The 21,131-nt window shown below is 52.1% G+C and carries 21 protein-coding genes and 1 tRNA gene; 14 read left to right on the forward strand and 8 right to left on the reverse strand.

What is annotated here, in order from left to right:
* The 10 genes from QWY30_RS10370 to QWY30_RS10415 form a co-directional block, all read left to right on the forward strand.
* Nucleotides 1-2,554: SPM autocatalytic domain-containing protein (locus QWY30_RS10370; RefSeq protein ID WP_290240748.1), on the forward strand; the 2,554-nt coding region annotated here is incomplete at its 5' end.
* Between the two features lie 103 nt (nucleotides 2,555-2,657).
* A tRNA-Ile gene (locus QWY30_RS10375) sits at nucleotides 2,658-2,736 on the forward strand.
* Nucleotides 2,737-2,881: 145 nt separating this feature from the next.
* On the forward strand, nucleotides 2,882-3,508 hold the full coding sequence (locus tag QWY30_RS10380; RefSeq protein ID WP_290240750.1) for an OmpW/AlkL family protein: 627 nt from the start codon (nucleotides 2,882-2,884) through the stop codon (nucleotides 3,506-3,508).
* 106 nt (nucleotides 3,509-3,614) lie between these two features.
* The gene (locus QWY30_RS10385; RefSeq protein WP_290240751.1) at nucleotides 3,615-4,802 is read left to right on the forward strand and encodes a pyridoxal phosphate-dependent aminotransferase; all 1,188 of its coding nucleotides are present in this window, start codon (nucleotides 3,615-3,617) and stop codon (nucleotides 4,800-4,802) included.
* Between the two features lie 3 nt (nucleotides 4,803-4,805).
* Nucleotides 4,806-5,507, forward strand: coding sequence for an SIMPL domain-containing protein (locus QWY30_RS10390; RefSeq protein ID WP_290240753.1), 702 nt, complete (start codon nucleotides 4,806-4,808; stop codon nucleotides 5,505-5,507).
* A complete protein-coding gene (locus QWY30_RS10395) occupies nucleotides 5,500-5,919 on the forward strand; it encodes a YchJ family protein (RefSeq protein WP_290240755.1) in 420 nt (139 codons plus the stop codon). Before QWY30_RS10390 ends, QWY30_RS10395 begins: the two co-directional genes overlap by 8 nt.
* Entirely contained in the window at nucleotides 5,916-6,659 is a 744-nt protein-coding gene (locus QWY30_RS10400) for an SDR family NAD(P)-dependent oxidoreductase (RefSeq protein WP_290240758.1), read from the forward strand. Before QWY30_RS10395 ends, QWY30_RS10400 begins: the two co-directional genes overlap by 4 nt.
* 140 nt (nucleotides 6,660-6,799) lie before the next feature.
* Entirely contained in the window at nucleotides 6,800-7,732 is a 933-nt protein-coding gene (locus QWY30_RS10405; protein WP_290240760.1) for a sulfurtransferase, read from the forward strand.
* Between the two features lie 19 nt (nucleotides 7,733-7,751).
* Nucleotides 7,752-8,825: a YeeE/YedE thiosulfate transporter family protein gene (locus QWY30_RS10410; RefSeq protein WP_290240762.1), complete on the forward strand. Its 1,074-nt coding sequence runs from the start codon at nucleotides 7,752-7,754 to the stop codon at nucleotides 8,823-8,825.
* Nucleotides 8,826-8,838: 13 nt separating this feature from the next.
* The gene (locus QWY30_RS10415) at nucleotides 8,839-9,009 is read left to right on the forward strand and encodes a hypothetical protein (RefSeq protein WP_290240764.1); all 171 of its coding nucleotides are present in this window, start codon (nucleotides 8,839-8,841) and stop codon (nucleotides 9,007-9,009) included.
* A gap of 62 nt (nucleotides 9,010-9,071) precedes the next feature.
* Here QWY30_RS10415 and QWY30_RS10420 read toward each other — a convergent pair whose 3' ends face one another.
* Both QWY30_RS10420 and QWY30_RS10425 read right to left on the reverse strand, forming a co-directional pair.
* Complete coding sequence (locus QWY30_RS10420) at nucleotides 9,072-9,449, reverse strand: cupin domain-containing protein (RefSeq protein WP_290240766.1); 378 nt, start codon at nucleotides 9,447-9,449, stop codon at nucleotides 9,072-9,074.
* Nucleotides 9,450-9,464: 15 nt separating this feature from the next.
* Nucleotides 9,465-10,424 (reverse strand): Bug family tripartite tricarboxylate transporter substrate binding protein, encoded by a 960-nt coding sequence (locus QWY30_RS10425; protein ID WP_290240768.1) that lies wholly within the window; start codon nucleotides 10,422-10,424, stop codon nucleotides 9,465-9,467.
* A gap of 163 nt (nucleotides 10,425-10,587) precedes the next feature.
* On the opposite strand from QWY30_RS10425, the gene trhO reads away from it, so the two are divergent.
* Both trhO and QWY30_RS10435 read left to right on the forward strand, forming a co-directional pair.
* Nucleotides 10,588-11,532: an oxygen-dependent tRNA uridine(34) hydroxylase TrhO gene (trhO, locus tag QWY30_RS10430; RefSeq protein WP_290240769.1), complete on the forward strand. Its 945-nt coding sequence runs from the start codon at nucleotides 10,588-10,590 to the stop codon at nucleotides 11,530-11,532.
* Between the two features lie 23 nt (nucleotides 11,533-11,555).
* Nucleotides 11,556-12,536 (forward strand): Bug family tripartite tricarboxylate transporter substrate binding protein, encoded by a 981-nt coding sequence (locus QWY30_RS10435; protein ID WP_435433395.1) that lies wholly within the window; start codon nucleotides 11,556-11,558, stop codon nucleotides 12,534-12,536.
* An 8-nt stretch (nucleotides 12,537-12,544) separates the two neighbouring features.
* Here QWY30_RS10435 and QWY30_RS10440 read toward each other — a convergent pair whose 3' ends face one another.
* From QWY30_RS10440 to QWY30_RS10465, 6 genes are read right to left on the reverse strand one after another with little or no spacing between them, the layout of a single operon-like run.
* Nucleotides 12,545-13,510, reverse strand: a complete 966-nt coding sequence (locus tag QWY30_RS10440) for a M14 family metallopeptidase (RefSeq protein ID WP_290240772.1) — start codon at nucleotides 13,508-13,510, stop codon at nucleotides 12,545-12,547.
* Nucleotides 13,511-13,535: 25 nt separating this feature from the next.
* The gene (locus tag QWY30_RS10445) at nucleotides 13,536-14,567 is read right to left on the reverse strand and encodes an ABC transporter ATP-binding protein (RefSeq protein WP_435433397.1); all 1,032 of its coding nucleotides are present in this window, start codon (nucleotides 14,565-14,567) and stop codon (nucleotides 13,536-13,538) included.
* Nucleotides 14,513-15,508 (reverse strand): ABC transporter ATP-binding protein, encoded by a 996-nt coding sequence (locus QWY30_RS10450; protein WP_290240775.1) that lies wholly within the window; start codon nucleotides 15,506-15,508, stop codon nucleotides 14,513-14,515. The genes QWY30_RS10445 and QWY30_RS10450 overlap by 55 nt, the downstream gene beginning before the upstream one ends.
* The gene (locus QWY30_RS10455; protein WP_290240777.1) at nucleotides 15,505-16,407 is read right to left on the reverse strand and encodes an ABC transporter permease; all 903 of its coding nucleotides are present in this window, start codon (nucleotides 16,405-16,407) and stop codon (nucleotides 15,505-15,507) included. Before QWY30_RS10455 ends, QWY30_RS10450 begins: the two co-directional genes overlap by 4 nt.
* Nucleotides 16,407-17,381 carry an ABC transporter permease gene (locus QWY30_RS10460; protein ID WP_290240780.1) on the reverse strand — a complete coding sequence of 325 codons (975 nt, stop codon included), beginning with the start codon at nucleotides 17,379-17,381 and terminating at the stop codon, nucleotides 16,407-16,409. The genes QWY30_RS10455 and QWY30_RS10460 overlap by 1 nt, the downstream gene beginning before the upstream one ends.
* Nucleotides 17,382-17,424: 43 nt before the next feature.
* Nucleotides 17,425-19,056, reverse strand: coding sequence for an ABC transporter substrate-binding protein (locus QWY30_RS10465; RefSeq protein WP_290240782.1), 1,632 nt, complete (start codon nucleotides 19,054-19,056; stop codon nucleotides 17,425-17,427).
* Between the two features lie 162 nt (nucleotides 19,057-19,218).
* Here QWY30_RS10465 and QWY30_RS10470 point away from each other — a divergent pair, with 162 nt between their 5' ends.
* On the forward strand, nucleotides 19,219-20,310 hold the full coding sequence (locus QWY30_RS10470; RefSeq protein WP_290240784.1) for an alkene reductase: 1,092 nt from the start codon (nucleotides 19,219-19,221) through the stop codon (nucleotides 20,308-20,310).
* 31 nt (nucleotides 20,311-20,341) lie between these two features.
* Entirely contained in the window at nucleotides 20,342-21,121 is a 780-nt protein-coding gene (locus tag QWY30_RS10475; RefSeq protein ID WP_290240786.1) for an enoyl-CoA hydratase/isomerase family protein, read from the forward strand.
* The last annotated feature ends 10 nt before the right edge of the window (nucleotides 21,122-21,131 follow it).

Consider the following 21,131-nt stretch of genomic DNA (forward strand, 5'->3'; position numbering starts at 1 on the left):
GACCAACGACGCGGCCAACCAGCTCAATGCGGGTCAGGTCGTCACCGAGGTGTTTACGGTGGCCACGAGCGATGGTGGCAGCGCGACGGTGACGGTGAACCTCACCGGCACGAATGATGTGGCCACGATTTCCGGAACAACATCAGGAAATGTGACAGAAATCGGTGGCTTGAATAATGCTACGCCTGGTGTTCCTGCGACTTCTGGTCAACTGACGAGTGCAGACGTTGATAATCCGATAAATAGTTTCCAGGCAAGTTCTGGAAATGCGAATTATGGCACGTATACGATTAATAGTTCCGGAGCTTGGACGTACTCTTTAAATAACGGAAATGCAAGCGTTGACGCTCTAAATGCTGGTGAAACGTTGAGCGATTCGTTTGTTGTGAGTTCAGTCGATGGAACACAGCAGACGATTACTGTTTCGATCCAAGGTTCTACTGATTATATTTCTCTAACCGGAACATCAGGCGTCGATAATCTCATTGGAACATCAGCGAATGAAATTATCACTGGCGGTTTATCGGGAGATAATTTAACTGGCAACGACGGACTCGATATTTTTGTTGTAAGTAGCGGGATTAGTTTTGCTGGGAGTACTACTACAAATCCTGTCTTAACTGGCTTTGATAAGGTTAACGATTTTCAATCAGGTTCTGATCAAATTCAATTGCCTGTGAATATCATTGTTGCGACAGATACTGGTCGTGTGAATGGCTCAGATTCGTTGTACCAATATTCATCGTCAAATGCACTTATTCGTTCTCATTCGATTTCAAATGGGGTAGTGACTTTTTACAATGCCAATTCAAACGGTAGTACTGTTGTCATAGATACTGCTAAAGCAGTTGCTTCTGCAGTGAATTATTTAAGTCGTAACGATTTAGGTAACGCTGGTGTAACAGTAACTTTTTCCACCACAATGACAGAGGTTGTAGGCGGAACTACTCTATATAAAAACTATATTTATCAACAACCTACCAACTCAGCTGGATCTACTAGTGCAACTTTAGTGGAAGTGAAAGTTCCTACTCAAGTATTCGTTCTCGACGTGACACCTGGCACCAAAATAATCAACCCAATCGCGCTTGACCTAAATCAGGACGGCGTCACCTACATTGATCGTTCTCATGGCGTTACTTACGATTATGCTAATGACGGTTCCGCTGTTTCCACCGCTTGGGTTGAATCCTCTGATGGTTTATTAGCCGTTAAAACAGATGATGGCAAACTGAATATCGTGTTTTCAACTCAAGAGGGTGAAACTGACCTTGAGGGTCTTGCCAAGATTTATGACGTTAACAAAGATGCTGTACTTGATACTAAGGATGAAAGCTTTGACAAGTTTGGTGTTTGGCAAGATGTCAATAGTGACGGCTTTGTTCAGGCTGGCGAGTTCAAATCTCTTGAGGAGGCTGGTATCGCTAGTTTATCGCTTGAGTCTTCTGGTGAGAAGCTCTCGACGGCTAATGGAGATGTGATCGTATATGGTCAATCATCATTCACAACCAAAGATGGTAAGACGCACATGCTCGAGGATGCGGGTTTTGCGACAACAACGGGTTCTCAACTGATCGGGTTGATCTCTAATACCGAGCCTGCCCTTATCACTACGGTTGCTACAACAACACAAGGGAGGGAGTCACTACTTGGATATTCTGTGGTTACAACCCTGGAAAATACAGAAGCCAAGGTGGGTGATGAGATTTCGCTGGTCATCAATGATGGAGCGATCACTCTTTCTCATGTGTTGACTTCTGAAGATATTACTAACCGACGCTACGAATTTAGAATGTCCGATAATGCGATTGTGACGGATGTGACCAACGTTGTGGGTGTCAATCTAGGCGTTTCAGGCTCGGCCATCTCATCGTATGCGAATCCTGTGAATGTTCCTTATACATTGCTCGCGCCCGTAACGTATGTTGAGGCACCGACATCAGGCAAGGGCTCCTTGGCATCGAACGAATCAGCCAGCCAACCATTGAAGTTTTCCGTGCTGATGAGCGAGACGCTGACCGAAACAATAGCTCCTCAAAAAGCTCTTGTGGTTGATGACTTTGTCGCCTCCAGTGGAACTGTCTCATCTGTTTCGGTGATCGACAGTACTCATTACACGCTTGAAGTTATTTCTGATGGTCGCACGCCTTTGAGTGAGGTTGCTTTGAAGGTTCCTCAGTTGGAGGCACCCGCGCCGGACTCTCTACCTTCGTTGGCTGAAATCGATGCAGTCTCAAAGGTTACTCCGCAAACAGCTGATACCGCTGACTTTATGTTGCTTGAGTTAGGTGGAGTGACTTATGTGATCGACACGGCCAATACTAGCTCGGGCGGGGTGAGCGCCATTGACGATTATGCCTTGACAAGTCCTTTATCTGCACCTTTGGTAGCAGGTCCCTGGACAGAGGTTGTCGCTGGCATTGAACCAGTAGTTGAGCCAATAGAGACCGTAGAACCAGCTAATCCTTTGACGGACACAAGTGCGCCACCGATGATCAATACTGAAGTTTTGGCTGATCCTAAGCTGACAGACAATAGCTCTTGGACTCCTTGATTTTTTGATATTTATATTTTTAGGAGTAGCGTTTCAGAATAACCCCGCAATGGAGGGAACGCTTTTCTGGCTAGGGATATAATGTCGGGTATTCATTCTTCATGCCCCCCTAGCTCATGCTTGGTTAGAGCAGCGGACTCATAATCCGTTGGTGCCGTGTTCGACTCACGGGGGGGGCACCAAAACTCTTCCTCTTTCGCCAGAATCCGAGCTTTATCATCCCTTGATTTAGCTCAAATGTACCTGCGCGCACGGTTGACTTAGATCAATGTCTGAACAAGATTGAAGTCTTACGCTTAGCTTACACATCAACCAAGAGGAATCATCATGTGTAAGAAAGTGTTCGCTGCGGCGCTTGTGTCTGTCGGTATGTTGTCTGTTGCCAGTGTTCAGGCTCAAACGGCCGATCCTGGTTCATTTATGGTTCGGGCGCGGGCTGTTTATCTCGGGTTTGAAAATGGCCAGAGTGGTGGCTTGCCAATTGGCGGCAACACCAAAGTGACTGCGCAGAGCCTGTGGATCCCCGAAGTGGATTTCACCTATTTCTTTACTAAAAACATTGCTGCTGAGTTGGTGTTGACCTACCCACAAGATATCAATATCAACGTTGGCGGCACCAAGGCCGGCACAATCTCTGCCTTGCCGCCCTCATTATTGCTGCAGTATCACTTTACGGATATGGGTGCCTTCAAGCCTTATGTCGGTGTTGGTTTGAACTACACGATTTTTACAAAACGAGACAACATTCTTGACGGTGCGGCCAAGGTCAGCAGCTCGAGTGTTGGGGCGGTGGGTCAGGTCGGTTTTGATTACATGCTGGACAAAAACTGGGGTTTGAACGTCGATTTGAAGTACATCCAGATGTCTACTAAGGTCTATGTCCAGGGTGACAAAGTGGGCACAGTCAATTTGAATCCGCTTTCGGTCGGTATGGGTGTGTCTTATCGGTTCTAAAGAAAGCTGGCTGACGAATGCTGGCTGACCCGGTCAAGGCGAGGCATTCATTTCGATTTTTGTTATAACCTTCTGTTATACAAAATCTTTTTTGAATGGCTCACCCATGAAACGGTTCTCTTCACGGATGGCGGCAGTCGATGCTCCCATCATTCCTGCTATCGCTGAACTCGTTCGCAGCAATCCCGGTACGATTTCGCTGGGGCAGGGCGTTGTCAATTACGGTCCTCCAGAGGAGGCCATCCAAGCACTTCCCGGTTTAATGGGCGATACGCAGCTCCACAAATACCAAGCCGTCTTGGGTCATGCGGGGCTGCTCGAAGCGCTGGCTCAAAAACTCGACGTTGAAAACAATATCAAGCCGGGCCCGGACTCGCTGGTGATGGTGACCGCGGGTAGCAATATGGCATTTTTGAATTGCGTCATGGCTGTTGGCGATCCAGGTGATGAATTTATTTTGCCCATGCCGTTTTACTTTAATCAGGAAATGGCCATCAGAATGTGTGGCTGTGTGCCGGTAACAGTGCCCGTCAACGAAGACTGGAGCCTCAATGTCGAGGCGCTTGCTGCGGCCATCACACCTCGCACGCGTGCCATTGTGACGGTCTCGCCCAACAATCCTACTGGTGCCGTGTATTCCGAGGCTTCCTTGACCGCAGTCAATAAACTTTGCGCTGAAAAAGGGCTTTACCATTTCAGCGATGAGGCCTACGAATACTTTACGTATGAGGGTGTCAAACATTTTTCTCCAGCTTCGTTACCCGGCGCGGGGCGGCACACTTTTTCGTTTTATTCCATGTCTAAAAACTACGGCATGGCGAGTTGGCGTCTGGGATATGTCGTTTTTCCGGCAGATTTGTTTGATGCCATGAACAAGGTGCAGGATACCAACCTGATATGCGCTCCGGTACCTTCGCAGTTACTGGCGCTACAGGTTTTAAAGTACGGTCGAGAATGGGTCGCGCCTAAAGTCGAGGCATTGGCGGCTGTCAGGGAAAATGTCTACCAGGCGCTTGGTCAGCTGGGAGATCTCGTGCAGTTCCCAAAGACTCAGGGTGCTTTCTATGTGTTGATGAAAATGCCCGGTCTTGAAAGCGGTCAAGATCCCCTGGCATTCAATCGAGCCATGGCGCAGCGGCATAAAGTGGTGTCTATTCCCGGATTTGCTTTTGGTTTGACGAATACGCAAGAGGCCAACTATCAGCGTTTGTCTTATGGCGCGCTCCAGTCTGCAAGTGTCTCGGAGGGCGTTGAGCGCTACGTCGGCGCGGTTCGTGAATGGTATGGACGATAAACCATGAAAATGACACACTTTATTGTTGCATCTCTAATCACTCTGGGTCTATCCACAGGCTTGAGTTTGGCGCAAAGCTCGCAACCCGTGACGGCTTCCCTGCAAGCATCTGCAAGCAAACCCGTTTTGCAAGACGAAGTCAAAATCGTTTTTGCCCACGAAGCGAAAGGTAAAACCGCCGCAGAGGTTAATCGTGCGCTTGCACAAGCGATTGAGCAGGCGAGGGCGTTGATCACCCCTACAAAGGGCTTCACGCTATCGAACGGGAGTTTCCGTACATCACCGGCCTATAACAAAGAGGGGCGCACCGATGGTTGGCAGGGCCGCGCTGAGCTGGTATTGACCTCAAGTGATTTGCCTGCGGCTGAACATGCGGCAGGAATGCTCGGTACACAACTTGCCATTGCGAACATTCAGTTTTCGCTCTCGGCCACCAAACGCAGAGATGAGGAAAAAGCCTTACTGACAGAGGTTGCAAAATCTTTTCGAGATCGTGCTCAGGCAGCGGCTTCGGCGTTTGGATTTGAGCGTTACAAAATTATGAGTCTGGATTTCAACGGACCTGGTGCCGCAGGAGCTGCACCGGTCATGATGCGAAGTGCTGCACCGATGTCAGCTCCGGCACCCGAGCCGATCAAGCTTTCGCTAGAGCCTGGCTTGGTACAGGTCGCAATTGACGTTTCGGGCAAGGTCAGTTTTGAGTGACACCACGCAACGGCTCAACACGCACGCATGTCCTTGTGGCCGATTGGATGCTGCGGGCAAGCCCCTCGTGTTTGCTCATTGTTGTGGACAGTATCTAGATCATTTTGACAGCATGCCTGCCCCAGATCCGCAAAGTCTGATGCGATCCCGCTACAGTGCTTTTGTGCTCGGGAGAGAGCGGTATCTTCTGGATACCTGGAGTGCAGAGCAACGACCCAGTGCAATTGAGTTTGATGCGCAGACGAAATGGTTAGGGCTAGAAGTCAAGAATCAAAAAATCCATGATGAACATCACGGAGAGGTCGAGTTTGTCGCGCGCTATCGCATCGGGGGACGTGCCACCCGCATACATGAAAATAGTGAGTTCTCTAAAATCAATGGTCGTTGGTATTACGTGAAGGCTAAAGAGTGAATCCAAGCAAATTTTCTGGCATGAAATCACTCGGGCAAGGCTATCGCGCCTTGATTGTGGGTGCGAGTGGCGCGATTGGTGGTGCTTTTGTGACAGCTCTGCGAGCTGACCCCGCCTGCGCAGAGGTCGTTGAGGTATCCAGGGCTCTTTATCCTGAGTTTTCCCTGGAAAATGAGACAAGTATCGAGAACATCGCCGCGGTGCTTAAAAACCATGCACCTTTTGCGTTGATTGTGGATGCAACGGGTGCCTTGACGATAGACGGACAGGGTCCAGAGAAAAGTCTGAGCGCACTCAATGCAGAGCGCTTGCTGCGAAGCTTTCAAGTCAATGCGATTGGTCCGGCGCTTCTGCTCAAGCATCTTTTGCCTTTGCTGGGATCGGGCCGTTCTGTCTACGCCAAACTTTCAGCCCGCGTTGGGAGTATTTCTGACAACAAGAAAGGGGGATGGTACGGATATCGCGCCTCCAAGGCTGCCCTCAATATGCTGTTGCAAACGGCGGCGATCGAGCTGCATCGCAAGAAACCCGCTGCAATCGTGGCAGCTTTGCAGCCTGGTACGGTCCAATCCGCCTTATCAACACCTTTTGTGTCTCAACAGGACTCTCTGGCACCTGAGGTCGCGGTGGCAGGTCTGCTCGAGGCGCTTGACTCCTTGGGTGCTCAACCCACTGGCGAGGACTTTGAGTATAAAGGCGCGTATTTTCTTGATTACCAAGGCAAACCTATCCCTTGGTAGCAAAGGTGGTTGAGTTCATATTTATCCCACTTCTTTATTTCTTTTGGTAATAAAGAGATAGAAAATATGTTCTTCGGAATTCTGCGATCAAAGAGCAGAATCTAAGTTCTGTTTTCTGAATATCCTGGGTTGTTCACGTCATGAAAAAAATTGCTGCCTATTTCCTTGGTTTGTTGTTTGTCTTCAGCGCGCATGCGGCAGAGCCTTTGCTGACTGCGCAGGCTGTGCAGGCCTCTTTGGCTTCGCCTCAAACAGTCGTGCTCGATATCCGCGATCCTAAGTCCTATGCCGCGGGTCATATCGCGGGTGCATTGAACGCTCCGTATGGCAGTTGGCGCGGCCCAGCGAGTAATCCTGGAGAGTTGCCCTCCATTGAAAACTTGACCAAGCTGGTCCAGCGTCTGGGGCTCACGCCAGACACCCACATCATCGTGACCTCCTCTGGTAAAGACGATACAGATTTCGGTGCAGCGGCTCGCGTGTACTGGACGCTGAAAGTTCTGGGTTTGCAAAAACTGTCTATTTTGAATGGCGGTCTCAAGGCGTGGCAAGCCGCTGGCTACGCGTTGGATAATCAAACTGTCAATGTCCAGACGAGTTCCTTTGTACCCACCATTAATCAACGCATGATCGCAACCCGTGACGAGGTCGCCGCCAAAGTTCAAGCAGGCCAGGCCCAGCTCGTCGATGCTCGTCCTGCCGCATTTTTTGAAGGCTCGACGCGTCATACCGCCGCCAAGGTACCAGGCACATTGAAAGGTGCCGTCAATGTCGAGCATTCAACATGGTTTGAGCCCAACAGCAGTGCAGTGGTTTCTGCGTCTGAAGCCAAAAAATTAGTGGCTTCGACTTCGGTCAACACGGATCAAGATACGGTGTCGTTTTGCAATACTGGCCACTGGGCCGCGACAAACTGGTTCGTTCTGTCAGAGCTTGTGGGTCAGCAAAACGTCAAGCTCTATTCAGGCTCGATGGTGGACTGGACGCAAGCTGATGGTGCGTTACCCATGGATAACGTGCCCAATCGTTTCAAGCAGCTGTACATCGATGCACAACTCTGGCTGGCTAAATAAGCATCGAGCGGTCTGACTGATGAAACGTCTTCCCCTGAGCGTGTTGCTGCTGTTGTTTTTCCTTTTCCTCGCATGGACGGTTTCTATCCGTCAGGCTGTTTTATTCGCAGTCGGTATCGGTATGGGTGCCGCGCTGGCGGGCGCGCGGTTTGGTTTCACGACCGGCTGGAGACAGTTAATTGAAAAGCGAGACCCCAGAGGAGTCATGGGTCAGTTAGTGTTGCTGGCACTCGCCTCGGTGTTTTCTTTGACATTGCTTGGACAATATCCAGAGCTGACCGCTGCACTCGGTCCACCCAGTATCAGCTTGCTGATCGGTGCGTTCGTGTTCGGTCTGACCATGCAGATTGCGGATGGTTGTGGTTCAGGGACTCTTTACAAAGCTGGATTGGGTATCCCTCTGAATATGGGGATTTTGCCCCTGTTCGCGCTGGGGAGCTTTCTGGGCTCGGTGCAGGTGGGCGATTGGCTCAAGCTGGGTCAGATTGCACCCATCGGTCTTGTATCGGAGTTTGGAAGCGTCAATGCATTGTGGATCACCCTGGCCGGGCTATTCATCTTTGGCCTGGCTGCCAGACTCTGGGTCGGCAAGGGACGAACCTGGTGGGATCGGAAATGGCTAGTGGGTGCCTTGGCCTTGGCGATCTTGGCGGCGCTGAATTTGATTATTGCAGGTCAGCCTTGGGGTGTGGTCTACGGTTTTGGTCTCTGGGCAGCCAAGATCGTCCATGCGGCAGGCCTGTTTGATCCTGCCGCAAACGCCTTTTGGAGCCAGGCCGGCAACGCGCAGCGCCTCAATGAAATGGTCTTGATGGATATCACCTCCATCACCAATATCGGTATTCTGGGTGGAGCGTTGTGGATCTCCGCACGTGCTTCAGGAGACAGTAAGCCTTTGACAGGCAAGCAATGGATGGTGGGCCTGATTGCCGGCTTTCTGATGGGGTATAGCTCGCGCTTGGCGTTTGGTTGCAACATCGGCGCGATGCTCAGTGGTATTTCAACCGGCAGCATACATGGCTGGATCTGGGTGCCTTTGGCTTTTGCAGGCACGATGATCGGTGTGCGTATTCGTCGTCATTATCAATTTTAAGGATCGGGTGCATATGATCCAGTCGACCAAAAAACTCCAGGCAATTTTTTGGGCCTGTCTGATGACGTTTTTAGTCTGGGATACGGCAGTTTCTCCGCCCGTTGATTTGCGCAACGAACCGCCCTTATTTGCTGCAGGCTCAGGCAAACCCTCCAGCGGTGGGCATTGCGCGGTTTCTAAATAAAAAAAGTCCTCAGTTCATTTCGACACTGAGGACTGACACTGAGAACTTTTTCACATCTGATCTTATCGTCTGACTCGATCGGGATGTTCACCATAGGGCGGTCCATACATGACCAGGACTCTGGCGGGCTCCGGGCTGGTGACTGAAAACACATGCATTTTGTCCGCAGGGAAAAAGCAGGTGTCGCCGGCCTCCATTTCGAAGGATTCGCCGTCTACCTCGACGTGGGCCGTGCCCGCGAGGAGGTAGCAGACTTGTTCAAGACCTGGGTGCGCATGAGGCAGTGCACCACCGCCACGCGCGATCGTGCCGAGGACGACCTCGATATGCTTGGCACCCACATTATCCGCACCAATCAAGCGACGATTACTCGTGCCGTGGTGGTTGGCAGGCGAGTAGGGCGCCACGCTTGATTCTTTGATCAGATACTTTGAAGCCATGATGCTTTTGAACCCTTATTCTGGCTTGACGCCCGCGCCACGGAGCATTTCACCCCAGTGCTTGAGCTGAAAGTCTACGTATTTGGCAAACTCCTCGGGTGTTTTGGTGGGGTCGAGTTCAAAGCCAGTCGCTGCGATTTTTTGTTGGAAGTCTTTATCAGCAAAGACAGCTTGGAGCTCTGTGTTGAGTTTATCGACAATCGGACGGGGCAAGTTCGCGGGTCCGAAAATTCCGTTCCAGGAGGTGAGGTCAAAGCCCTTTACTGTGCTGGCGATGGAGGGCACATTCGGGAAACTTTGCGATCCCTTCGCCGTTGTGACGGCGAGCGTGCGCACACGATCTGATTTCAGCGCGCCCATACCAGAGCCCAAGTCCACCACATACACCTGAACCTGACCAGCGATCAAATCGGTCATTGCTTGAGGGCTGGCTTTGTAGGGGATACCGACCACGTCAATACCGGAAATACGCTTGATGGTTTCCATCGCGACGAGTGAGGTGCTGTTTGGCGTGGCATAAGACAGCTTGCCAGGGTTCTTTTTGGCATATTCAATAAACTCTGGCAGCGTATTGACTGGCAGCTTTGGATTGACAGCCAAGGCAAAAGGCAACTCGCCCACGCGCGTGATTGGCGTGAAATCCTTAATTGGATCGTAGCTGAGTGTTTTGAACATCCAGGGATTGGCTGAATGCGACGTGTTGGTCGTCATAAACAGCGTGTAACCATCGGGCGCGGCCTTGGCGACATATTGGGCAGCGATCTGGGCACTTGCGCCTGCTTTGTTTTCCACAATCACAGGTTGCTTGAGGCGCTCGGATAACTTTTGGGCGACGTTACGTGCGACACCATCCGTACCGCTTCCTGCAGCAAAAGGAATCACCAGCGTGATGGGCTTGTTCGGGTAGGCTTGCGCAAAAACACTCGCTGAAAGGGTCAGAGTGGCGATGCCAAGCAGAGTTTTGAACTTCTTCATTGATCTTGATCCAAGCTCTAAGACGGGCTTACTTTTTAGCATAATGACTCCCTCGCGAGTCGACAAAAAAGTGAGTATCTTCCCTAGGATGCGTCGGTTTGGTTGAGCTCAGTGGTTGGACTTGGACTTTACTGGCATTCGTCAAAAATGGCACAATTGCTGTATGTCAACACCTCCCTATCTCACTGCAGCGTTCTACTTATTCGTAGATTTACCCGATTACACCGCCCGCAGGCAGCCTTTGCTCGATTTTTGTGAACAGCATCATGTCAAAGGCATGATTCTTTTGGCGCGAGAAGGCATCAACAGCACGATCGCAGGCGCGCCCGAGGATGTGCGCGCGGTCTTGGCATATCTCCGTTCGGACCCAAAATTTGCCGCCTTGCAGCACAAGGAATCCTGGTCTGATTTGCCGCCTTTTCACCGGATGAAAGTCCGTCTCAAAAAAGAGATCGTGACAATGGGAGTACCCGGAATCAGTCCCACTATTATGGCGGGTACCTATGTCAAGCCTAAAGACTGGAATGCCCTGATCAGCGATCCATCCGTTGTGTTGATAGATACCCGCAATGATTATGAAGTCGAGCTCGGTACCTTCGAAGGCGCGATCGACCCCAAGATCAAGACTTTTTCCGAACTTGTACAGTGGGTGGATCAGGCCAAGGTGCTCGAGGAAAAAACAGGGAAAAAGCCCAAGGTTGCGATGTTTTGTACCGGTGGTATACGTTGCGAGAAGTCAACGGCGCTCATGCGAACCAAAGGGTTTGATGAGGTGTATCACCTGGAGGGCGGCATTCTCAAATATCTGGAGGAAATTCCTCCCGAGCAAAGTCAATGGAATGGTGAGTGTTTCGTCTTTGACGATCGTGTCTCGGTCGACCACCATTTGCAGCGCTCTGGCCGCCAGCTTTGCCATAACTGCAGGGATCCCTTGCCTGACGGAGCGATGCAGTCCCCGGAGTTTGAAAAAGGGGTGAGTTGTCCGCGTTGCTTTAGCAAGTGCGATGAAGATCACAAGCGTCGCGCCCGTGAACGGCAAAAACAGTACGAATTGGCTAAAGCTCGCCGACAGCTTCATATCGGCGCTAAGATAGCGCCGCACAAGTAAAGTCTTTTCTTTCAGAGAAATCCATGATGATCAAAAAAACACTCGCAGCGCTCACCGGCGCTCTCTTACTCAGCTGTTTGGGCGGCACGGCTCTGGCCCAGGAGTTTCCTCCCTCCAAGACGGTCACCCTTTACGTCGGTTTTCCCCCTGGTGGAGCCAATGATATCGCTGCACGCATCATCGGCAAGAAACTTTCTGAAAACATTGGTCAGAAAATTGTGGTCGATAACAAACCAGGTGCGGGCGGTAATATTGTTACAGGCATGGTGGCAAACGGTCCTGCGGATGGTTCGGTGATTTTGCTGGGATCGATTGGTCCTCTTTCGATCGCATCCTATCTGATGAAACTGCCTTATGACCCCGTTAAGGACTTGGCGCCGCTTGCGATGGGAGGGAGTTTCCCCAACGTATTGCTTGTGTCTCCTGATTCCGGGATTAAAAGTCTGAAAGACCTCGTGGATCGTGCCAAGAAAGAACCGGGTAAACTGACTTACGCCTCGACCGGCGCAGGCTCGGCTTCGCATTTGCAAGGTGAGTTGTTCAACCAGCGCGCAGGTGTGGATATCGTGCACGTCCCCTATAAAGGCGGTGGCGCGGCCATGGTTGATGTGATCGGCAATCGTGTGACGGTCTATTATTCGGCTCTGCCTTCGGCAGCACCTCAAATCCGCTCAGGCAAGTTAATTCCTTTGGCGGTCACGAGCGATACACGGGCTGATATTTTCCCCGACATACCGACCATCGCCGAGTCAGGTTACCCAGGTTTCGATGCGCGCAACTGGTACGCGTTTGTCGCCTCGTCCAAGACTCCAACCGCGATTCTGGATCGCTGGAATCAGGAAATCGTGAAGGTGATTACTGACAAGGAAGTCACCGAGGCGCTTCTCTCGCACGGATTGACGCTCGAACCCGGTACGCGTGAGGATTTGGCCAAGTACATCGCCAAAGAGTCAGCGACTTGGGGCCAAATCGTCAAAGACCGCAATATCAAAATCGATAACTAGTTTGAAAGCTAGTCTTCAAACTGACCAAAGCGGACGGTGGTTGAACCGACTTTGACGTTCGATGTGGAGGGCATCACCAATACGGTGTTGTCGTAAGGCACTCGAATGGTGTGATCACCGTCTGTCGCAACAATGTCTCCCTTCTTGGGAACGACTTCGAGGCCTTTGTAATCTTTGTTAAAGCGAAAGCCTGTCGACTTTGCGACGACTGCTTCTGTAACACGCACAATACGCTGCTTGGGACAGATGGGTAATCTTAACGATGGATTGACAAAGGCATCGTCAACCATGTTGAACAGACGTAAAAATCTCAACAAGGTGTCGTTGGCGACATCCGCGGCGGACTTTTCCCAATGCTGACCGCATTCGATCAGAATGCCTGTGCGCGGATCATTCGGTTTGCCAAAACCGCCACGCTCAATCATGCGCAGACCAGCGGGATGTCCTGTGTCAATCAACAGGTATTCAGGAATCCCGAGACGTTTTGAAAGGGCGGCGCTTTTCTCGCCGCCTTGCCCGGTCGCGCCACACACCATGATCGGTGCGCAAGGCTCGGACATCGAGTGGATATCGAGTAGGTAATCCGCGGCATCCACGAAGGGCTGAAGCACGCGGGCCCGGCGCAGCTCCGCCGAATCACGCGAGCCAAACAAAACGTCATCCCCCCAGACGCGATTGAAGTCTTCGTCGATATAACGACTCGCACTTGGTTTTTCAGGATCCCACCGGGAATAGGCAAGCACGTTCGCAAAGGCAATGGTGAGGCGACCGACCAGAGGTTTGACCTGCTGGCGTAAAAACCAGTCAACAGCAATCGCACCGCAAAATTCGTTCCCGTGGGTCAGGGCCTGCACCATGACGTGCGGACCTGGACGACCGGAATCAAAACTCCAAACATAAGGAACGCCTGTATTACCTTGCTCCCAGGCGCTGATGTCGGGGGCTTGAATTTCGATCGGGTAAGGTTGTTTCATTTTTTGCTTTTGCGGATGAGTGGAATTAATTAGGATCGTTCAGGTGACAGGCCGAGAGTCTGCCGGGGCCGATTTCTCTTAAAGTCGGAACTTCGACCGAACAACGAGGCATCGCCTTCGGGCAGCGTGGGTGGAAATGGCAGCCGGGTGGTGGGGCGAGTGGAGAGGGGATTTCACCCCTGATGGGCACAAAGGTTCGGTGCTTCCTGTCGATTCTGGGTATTTCTTCGAGCAAGGCTTGCGTGTAGGGATGGTTCGGTTCCGCAAACAACTCTTCGGTCGGCGCAATCTCCGCCACACGTCCAAGATACATCACGACCACACGATTGGATAAGTGACGCACAACGCCCAAGTCGTGGCTGATAAAAAGATAAGTCAGTCCGAGTTCATCGCGCAGATCCATGAACAAGTTCAGGACTTGTGCCTGAATTGAGACGTCGAGCGCCGCGACGGCCTCATCGCACACCAGGAATTCGGGTTTGACAGCCAATGCTCTGGCGATGCCAATCCGGGCACGCTGCCCACCTGAGAACTGATGTGGATAGCGTTGCATATAAGAAGGATCAAGACCGACACGCGTCAGTAACGCGGCGGTGTAATCGCGTTGTTGCGCCCCATCGACCAAACCGTGCACGCGAGGGGCCTCACCAACAATATCGAGCACGCGCATGCGCGGATTGAGCGAAGCGAAAGGATCTTGAAAAATGAGTTGTACAGGGCGACGCACGCCACTTTCGCTTTCAAGGGGCTGACCACGGTAGCGCACGGTACCTTCCGTGGGCGTATGCAGCCCGCAACCTAAGCGACCGAGCGTGGATTTGCCACAACCCGACTCGCCCACCAGCCCAACCACTTCACCTTGTTGAATGGTAAAGGAGACATTATCCACGGCATGAACCGTTTGCTCCTTGATGTTCGAACCGAAGACGTTGGCGATTTTTTCAAAAATATCGAGTTTTTTCCCGAAGCGTTTGGAGACTCGATCAAAGGCTAATAATTCGGTCACGCTACGCTCTCCGTTGAGGCCGTGGAAGGCTGCTGAACGATGGGATTCCAGCACCGGGTACTGCGAGAGCCGATCGTCACCATGTCAGGCATGAGTGAACAAGCAGACGTCGCGCGCGTGCAGCGCGCTTCAAAAGCACAGCCTGCGCCAAGTTGCATGATCGAGGGCGTTGAGCCGGGAATCTGCCGCAAGCGTTGCCCAGGTGTGGTCGTGGCCGGCACAGAGTCCAGCAAGCCACGGGTATAAGGGTGGGTGGGATTGCTCAGGACATCGTCGGCGGGGCCCTGTTCGACAATCCGACCTGCATACATCACGGCAATTTTATCTGCTAGTCCTGCCACCACTGCCAAGTCGTGGGTGATCCAGATCAATGCGGTGCCAGACTGGCTCACCAGTTGTTGCATCTCGTACAGGATCTGACCTTGCACAGTGACATCAAGTGCTGTTGTGGGTTCATCCGCGATGATCAGATCAGGTTTATGGAGCATCGCGATCGCGATGGCGACGCGCTGTCGCATGCCACCGGAAAATTGATGTGGATACTGACCGAGCCGTTCGCTTGGCGACGCGATACCCACCTTGCCCAAGACTTCGACACAACGCGCACGCGCAACGGCTCGGCTGACAGACTCGTGCGCGAGCACTGTTTCAATCATCTGGGTCTCAACGGTCAACACAGGATTGAGCGTCATCATCGGATCTTGAAAGATCATGGCGATGCGACGGCCACGCAGTCTGCGCAGCGTTTCCTCGTCCGCACCGACAAGCTCTTGACCATCAAAAACAATACTGCCACCCGCGATCTTGCCGGGAGCATCCACGAGCCCCATGATCGAAAAACCAGTCACCGATTTACCGGAGCCAGATTCACCGACCAATCCGAGCACTTCGCCCCGCTTGAGATCAAAGGAAACATCCGCGACTGCAGGCAAGACACCGTCACGGGTAAGGAATTCGGTGCGTAGGTCTTTGACTGTTAATAGCGCGCTCATCGTGACAACCTCGGATTCAAGATGTCACGCATTTGATCGCCCACCAGATTGATCGCCAAAATCGTCAGGAGCAGCGCGATACCGGGGTACACGCTGATCCAGTACTTGCCTGACAAGAGATATTCGTAACCATTCGAAATCAACAGTCCAAGCGAAGGCTCGGTCGCGGGCAAACCTAAACCTAAAAAGGAGAGGGTGGCCTCCAACGCAATCGCATGGGCGACTTGAACGGTGCCCACCACAATCAAAGGGGCCATCGCGTTCGGTAGGAGGTGTCGCAACACGATGCGTGAACCCTTGAGTCCGAGCGAGCGCGCGGCTTCGACATATTCTTTGCCGCGTTCGACTAAGGCGGCTGAACGCGCAGTGCGTGCGTAGTAAGCCCATTGGACACTGACAAGTGCGATGATGATTTTATCCACGCCCTTGCCAAGGACTGCGAGCAGGACCAAGGCCACGAGAATCGCTGGAAAACCAAGCTGGATGTCGACCAGACGCATGATGACTTGTTCAAATCGACCACCCAGGTGAGCGGCCAGTACGCCCAACACACTTCCGATCACCAAGGCGATCACGCCACTCGTGATACCAACATAAAGAGACACGCGCAGGCCGTAAAAAATGGCGGAAACCATATCGCGACCCTGGCCATCCGTGCCTAGCAAGTAGGTCTGGCCGTTCAGTCCTTTTTCACCTGGCGCCAGACGGGCGTCCATCAAGTCAAGACCGGCAAGATCATAGGGGTTTTGCGGGGAAATCCAGGGTGCAAACAATGCAGTGAACATCACCACGACCAACATGACGAGGCCGATCATGGCGACCGGGCTTTCGGCGAATTGTGTGCAAAGTCGCTTGAAAGGAGTTTGCACCTTGGCGACCTGTGTAATGGTTTCGCTCATCAGTGTTGCTCCGCGATACGGACTCTTGGGTCGAGAAGAGAGTAAAGAATATCAACCACCAAATTAATTATGATGTACATGGCAACCACCACAAGCAAATAGGCCACCACCACGGGACGGTCCAGCTGGAAAATAGAATCGATCACGAGCTTGCCCATACCTGGCCAGGCGAAAATTGTCTCGGTTACGATGGCGTAAGCAATCACAGAACCAAGCTCCAGTCCGATGACCGTGACAAGCGGAATCAAGATGTTTTTAAGCAGATGCACACCCACGACGCGGCTGGATTTCAATCCTTTGGCACGCGCGAACTTGATGTAATCCAGCAAACCTTGTTCCCGTGTTTGAGCACGGGTCAGACGAATAATCAGTGCCAGTTTGAGCAAGGCGAGATTCAGAGCAGGGAGCAGGGCGTATTTCAGGCCCTCCCAGCTGAATATCGACAATTGCAAGCCAAACACATCCGTGGTCGGTCCTCTGCCGGTAGAGGGTAACCAGCCCATGGTGACCGCGAAAAACAAAATCAGCAGCAGTCCCACCCAGAAGGTCGGCAGGGAAAAGCCCACGATCGAGCTTGTCATGATCAGTCGGGAAAACGGGGAGTTGGGCCTGAGCCCCGCATACAGTCCTAGCGGGATACCCAGAAACACGGAGATCAGCATCGCGAGGACAGCGAGCTCCATGGTGGCGGGCATTCTTTCAAAAATGATGTCAAGTGCGGGCCTGGCATACACAAAAGAGTTACCGAGATTGCCCGTGACTGCACCCTTTAAAAAAATGAAGTACTGCTCGACAACGGGTTTGTCCAGACCCAGCGCAACACGTGCGCGCTCTTTTTCAATTTGATCGGCTTCGGGGTGAACCAATATCTCAACGGGATCGCCAACGAGATACAACCCACCAAAAACCAAAATTGACGTGACAAACAACACCAACAAGGACTGTGCCAAACGACGAAGGATAAAAGCGGTCACTGGTTACATGTCCTTTGCTGGTGTGTAGAAGAGACTAAGAGAATTACTTGGCGCGCTTGACATCTTGGGCGAGTGTGTACTGATCCGCGCGACCGCCATATTGAATGCCTTTGCGAGAGGCCCAAGTGCTGACCTCGTAGTGAAGAGGAATCAGCCCCATGAGCTCGATTGCTTTTTCACTGGCGAGTGCCAAGGCGGCATCACGTTTTTCGTCGTCAATAATCACAATGGCTTTGGCGATCAGAGCATCAAGTTCGGGACTCGAAAAACGACCGCGGTTGGCACCACCCATCCCGGCTTTGGGATCGTTGGTGGCAAGCAAGGCACGCAGTGGCGAGGACGTGTCTCCCGAAGCGGCGCCCCATCCTGCCAGAATCAGGGAAAACTCCATTTTGCTGGCACGCGAAAAGAAGATGTTGGAAGGCATGGTGTCGACTTTAGTCGGAATGCCGTTGCGTGACAGAAACTGGGCGACCGCCTGAGCTGTGGCGCCATCATTGATGTAACGATTGTTGGGGGAGTGCAAGGTCACGCCAAAGCCATTTGGATAACCAGCCTCGGCCAACAGCTTTTTAGCGCCAGCGGGATCATAAGCGTCTGGCTTGAGTTTTTTGCTGGTGCCAAAAAACGCTTCGTCCAGGAGCTGACCCGCTGGAATCGCCTGACCTTCCATGACACGCGAAACAATCGCATTGCGATCGATCATTTTGCTCATGGCACGGCGAACACGGGCATCCGTCAGAGGATTGGCTTCCATCGGTTTGCCATCGGCAGTCGTGATGAAAGGCGAGTTGGTTTTACGATCACTATCCATGTGCAGATAGATCATGCGGTTGGAGACCGCATTGGAGACTTCGACGCGTTTGTCTTTCTTGAGTTTGGCGGCATCGGCAGTCGGTACGCCCTCGATCATATGCACATCGCCAGACAACAGGGCAGCGACGCGCGCGGGGGCGCTCGTGATCATCCGGAAAGTGACTTTGTCCCAATCCGGCTGCTTGCCGTAGTAGTCTTTATTACGGGTCAAGACGACACGATCGCCAGAGACATACTGCTCAAAGCGGAAGGGGCCGGTGCCGATCATGGCTTTACCTGAATTGAAGTCTTCAGTTTTTGCCGTTTCGGCGACGGACTTAGGGACAATCGCGACTGAAACCATGTCGGCGGGCAGCAGTGGGTAGGGCTCTTTCGTTTTGAAGCGAATGGTGTGCGGGTCAACAATGTTGACATCCGTAATGGCCCGTACAAAAACCGCAAACGAAGCAGGGCTATTCGGGACATTCGGAATGCGTTTGATGGTGGCAGCGACGTCCTCGGCAGTGAAGGGCTCACCGTTATGCCATTTCACATCCTTGCGAAGCTTGAATTCCCATTCGGTGTCTGACAGGGCTTTCCATGATTCGGCCAGTCCGGGATAGGTTTTCAGAGCGGGGTCGGTTTTGACCAGCGTCTCGAAAACATGCGCGGCCATCCCGTTGTTGGGTGTCAGGTTGTGGAAGTGGGGATCCACCGTTGTCACGGGTGTTGACAAGGCGATCACGAGATCTTTGACCTCTTGTGAGAAGGACATGGTGGGCCATGCCGTCGTCAGCGCAACAGAGGCGGCCAGCGACGCGCCCACTAACAATCGGCGAACAGGATTCAGACCTAATTTTGGCGATTTTGATGCAGTCATGGCAAAGATCCCAGATCAAAGTGTTAACGTCCTTCAATATAGCGGGTGGGCAGACGGGTGACAACACTATTGTCTAGTGGTTTCCACTATCTAACTTTAGTGGGTCTGATGTGGGTATAGAATCCATGCGTTGCTTTTAACTTTGTACAGGCTTACCCACATATGAAACTTCTCACACCGATCCAGCTTGGTGCACTCACCCTGAATAACCGTGTCGTCATGGCTCCCTTGACGCGCATGCGCGCGACAGATGGTGATGTGCCGGGTGAACTCGCGGCCGAGTACTACAGTCAGAGAGCCAGCGCCGGATTGATTATTTCCGAGGCGGCTCAAATATCCAATTTGGGTAAAGGCTACCCTGCCACACCAGGTATTTACAGCGATGCGCAGGTCGCAGGCTGGAAAAAAGTGACTGATGCGGTGCATGCCAAGGGTGGGAAAATGGTTTGCCAGCTCTGGCATGTCGGTCGTATTTCACACTCCTCTCTACACCCGCAAGAGGGTTTGCCTGTGGCGCCTTCGGCGATTGCTCCTAGCGGCAAGGTTTACACCGCCTCATGGCAACTCGCTGAGTATGAGACGCCTCGCGCTTTGAGTCTGACAGAGATTCCGGCGCTGATCGCAGATTATGTTCATGCGGCCAAACAAGCACATGCAGCAGGTTTTGACGGTGTTGAAGTGCATGGCGCTAACGGCTATCTGCTGGATCAGTTTTTGCATGATGGATCCAACACGCGAAACGACCAATATGGCGGCAGCTTTGAAAATCGCTCACGTCTCCTGCTCGAAGTCCTGCGCGCTGTGATCGGTATCTGGGGAGCGGATCGCGTGGGTGTACGACTTTCGCCGTATGGCACGTTCAACGATATGTCTGACAAAGACACCATGGGCTTGTTCATGGACCTTATTGGACGACTCAATCCGCTTGGATTGGCTTATCTGCACCTGATCGAACCGCGCTCAACCATGGCGGGTGGTTCGGACAAGGTCAAAGAAGATCAGCCCAGTACCTCTGAATTGTTCCGTCCCTTGTTTAACGGGAAAATCATCGCCGCCGGAGGTTTTGATCGTCAGGGCGCGGAGGAGTTCGTGAGCAAAGGTCTAGCAGATGCCATCGCTTTTGGCCGTTTCTTTATCTCCAATCCGGATCTTCCGGCGAGATTGTTAGCCAATGCGCCATTGAACCCGTATGACCGTAGCACTTTTTATGGCGGTGGCGCCAAAGGCTACGTGGATTATCCCGCGCTCACCTGATTCACTACGATAACAAGGAGACTCAAACATCATGTCTGAAATTTTGTTGCAATCCCGAGTAGACGATATCGTGACCTTGACGATCAATCGTCCAGAAAAGCTCAATGCGATGACTAAACCCCTTTGGGGCGAACTCGGCGACACCATCGTGGCGTTGTCGGCTCAAGAAGACGTGCGCTGTATTATTTTGCGCGGAGCAGGGGAAAAGGCATTTTCGCCCGGCAACGATATCAGTGAGTTTGAGACTCAGCGTTCCAATCAGGCGCAAGCGACCGAATACGGTCACTTCATGCATCAGACCGTCAAGAAAATTAAGAGTTGTCGTCATCCGATCGTCGCACAAATACACGGTATTTGTGTGGGTGGGGGGATGGAAATTGCCTCTCTGGCCGATATTCGTATCTGTGGCACGTCCAGCCGTTTTGGCGCCCCGATTAAAAATCTTGGGCTCGTGATGGCCTATGACGAAATGGAACCGATCGCTTCCTTGATCGGTGCTTCAAAAGCATTGGAGATTTTGCTTGAGGGGCGAATTTTTGATGCCCAGGAAGCCTTGAGCATCGGGTTGGTGTCACGTGTCGTCCCAGATGATCAAGTCGCCACAGAGGCGATGGCCACGGCGCAGCGCATCGCATCTGGCGCCCCGTTGGTTGCACGTTGGCACAAAAAATTCGCGCGTCGTCTGGCAGATCCAACACCACTGACAGATAAGGAGCGTCAAGAGTGTTTTGAATGTTTTGACACTGAAGATTTCCGCATTGGTTACAAATCATTTTTGGCCAAGACGTCTCCAAAGTTCGTGGGTCGATAAACAGGTGGTA

It is taken from the genome of Zwartia panacis, assembly GCF_030410395.1.
GTDB lineage: Bacteria > Pseudomonadota > Gammaproteobacteria > Burkholderiales > Burkholderiaceae_B > Zwartia > Zwartia panacis.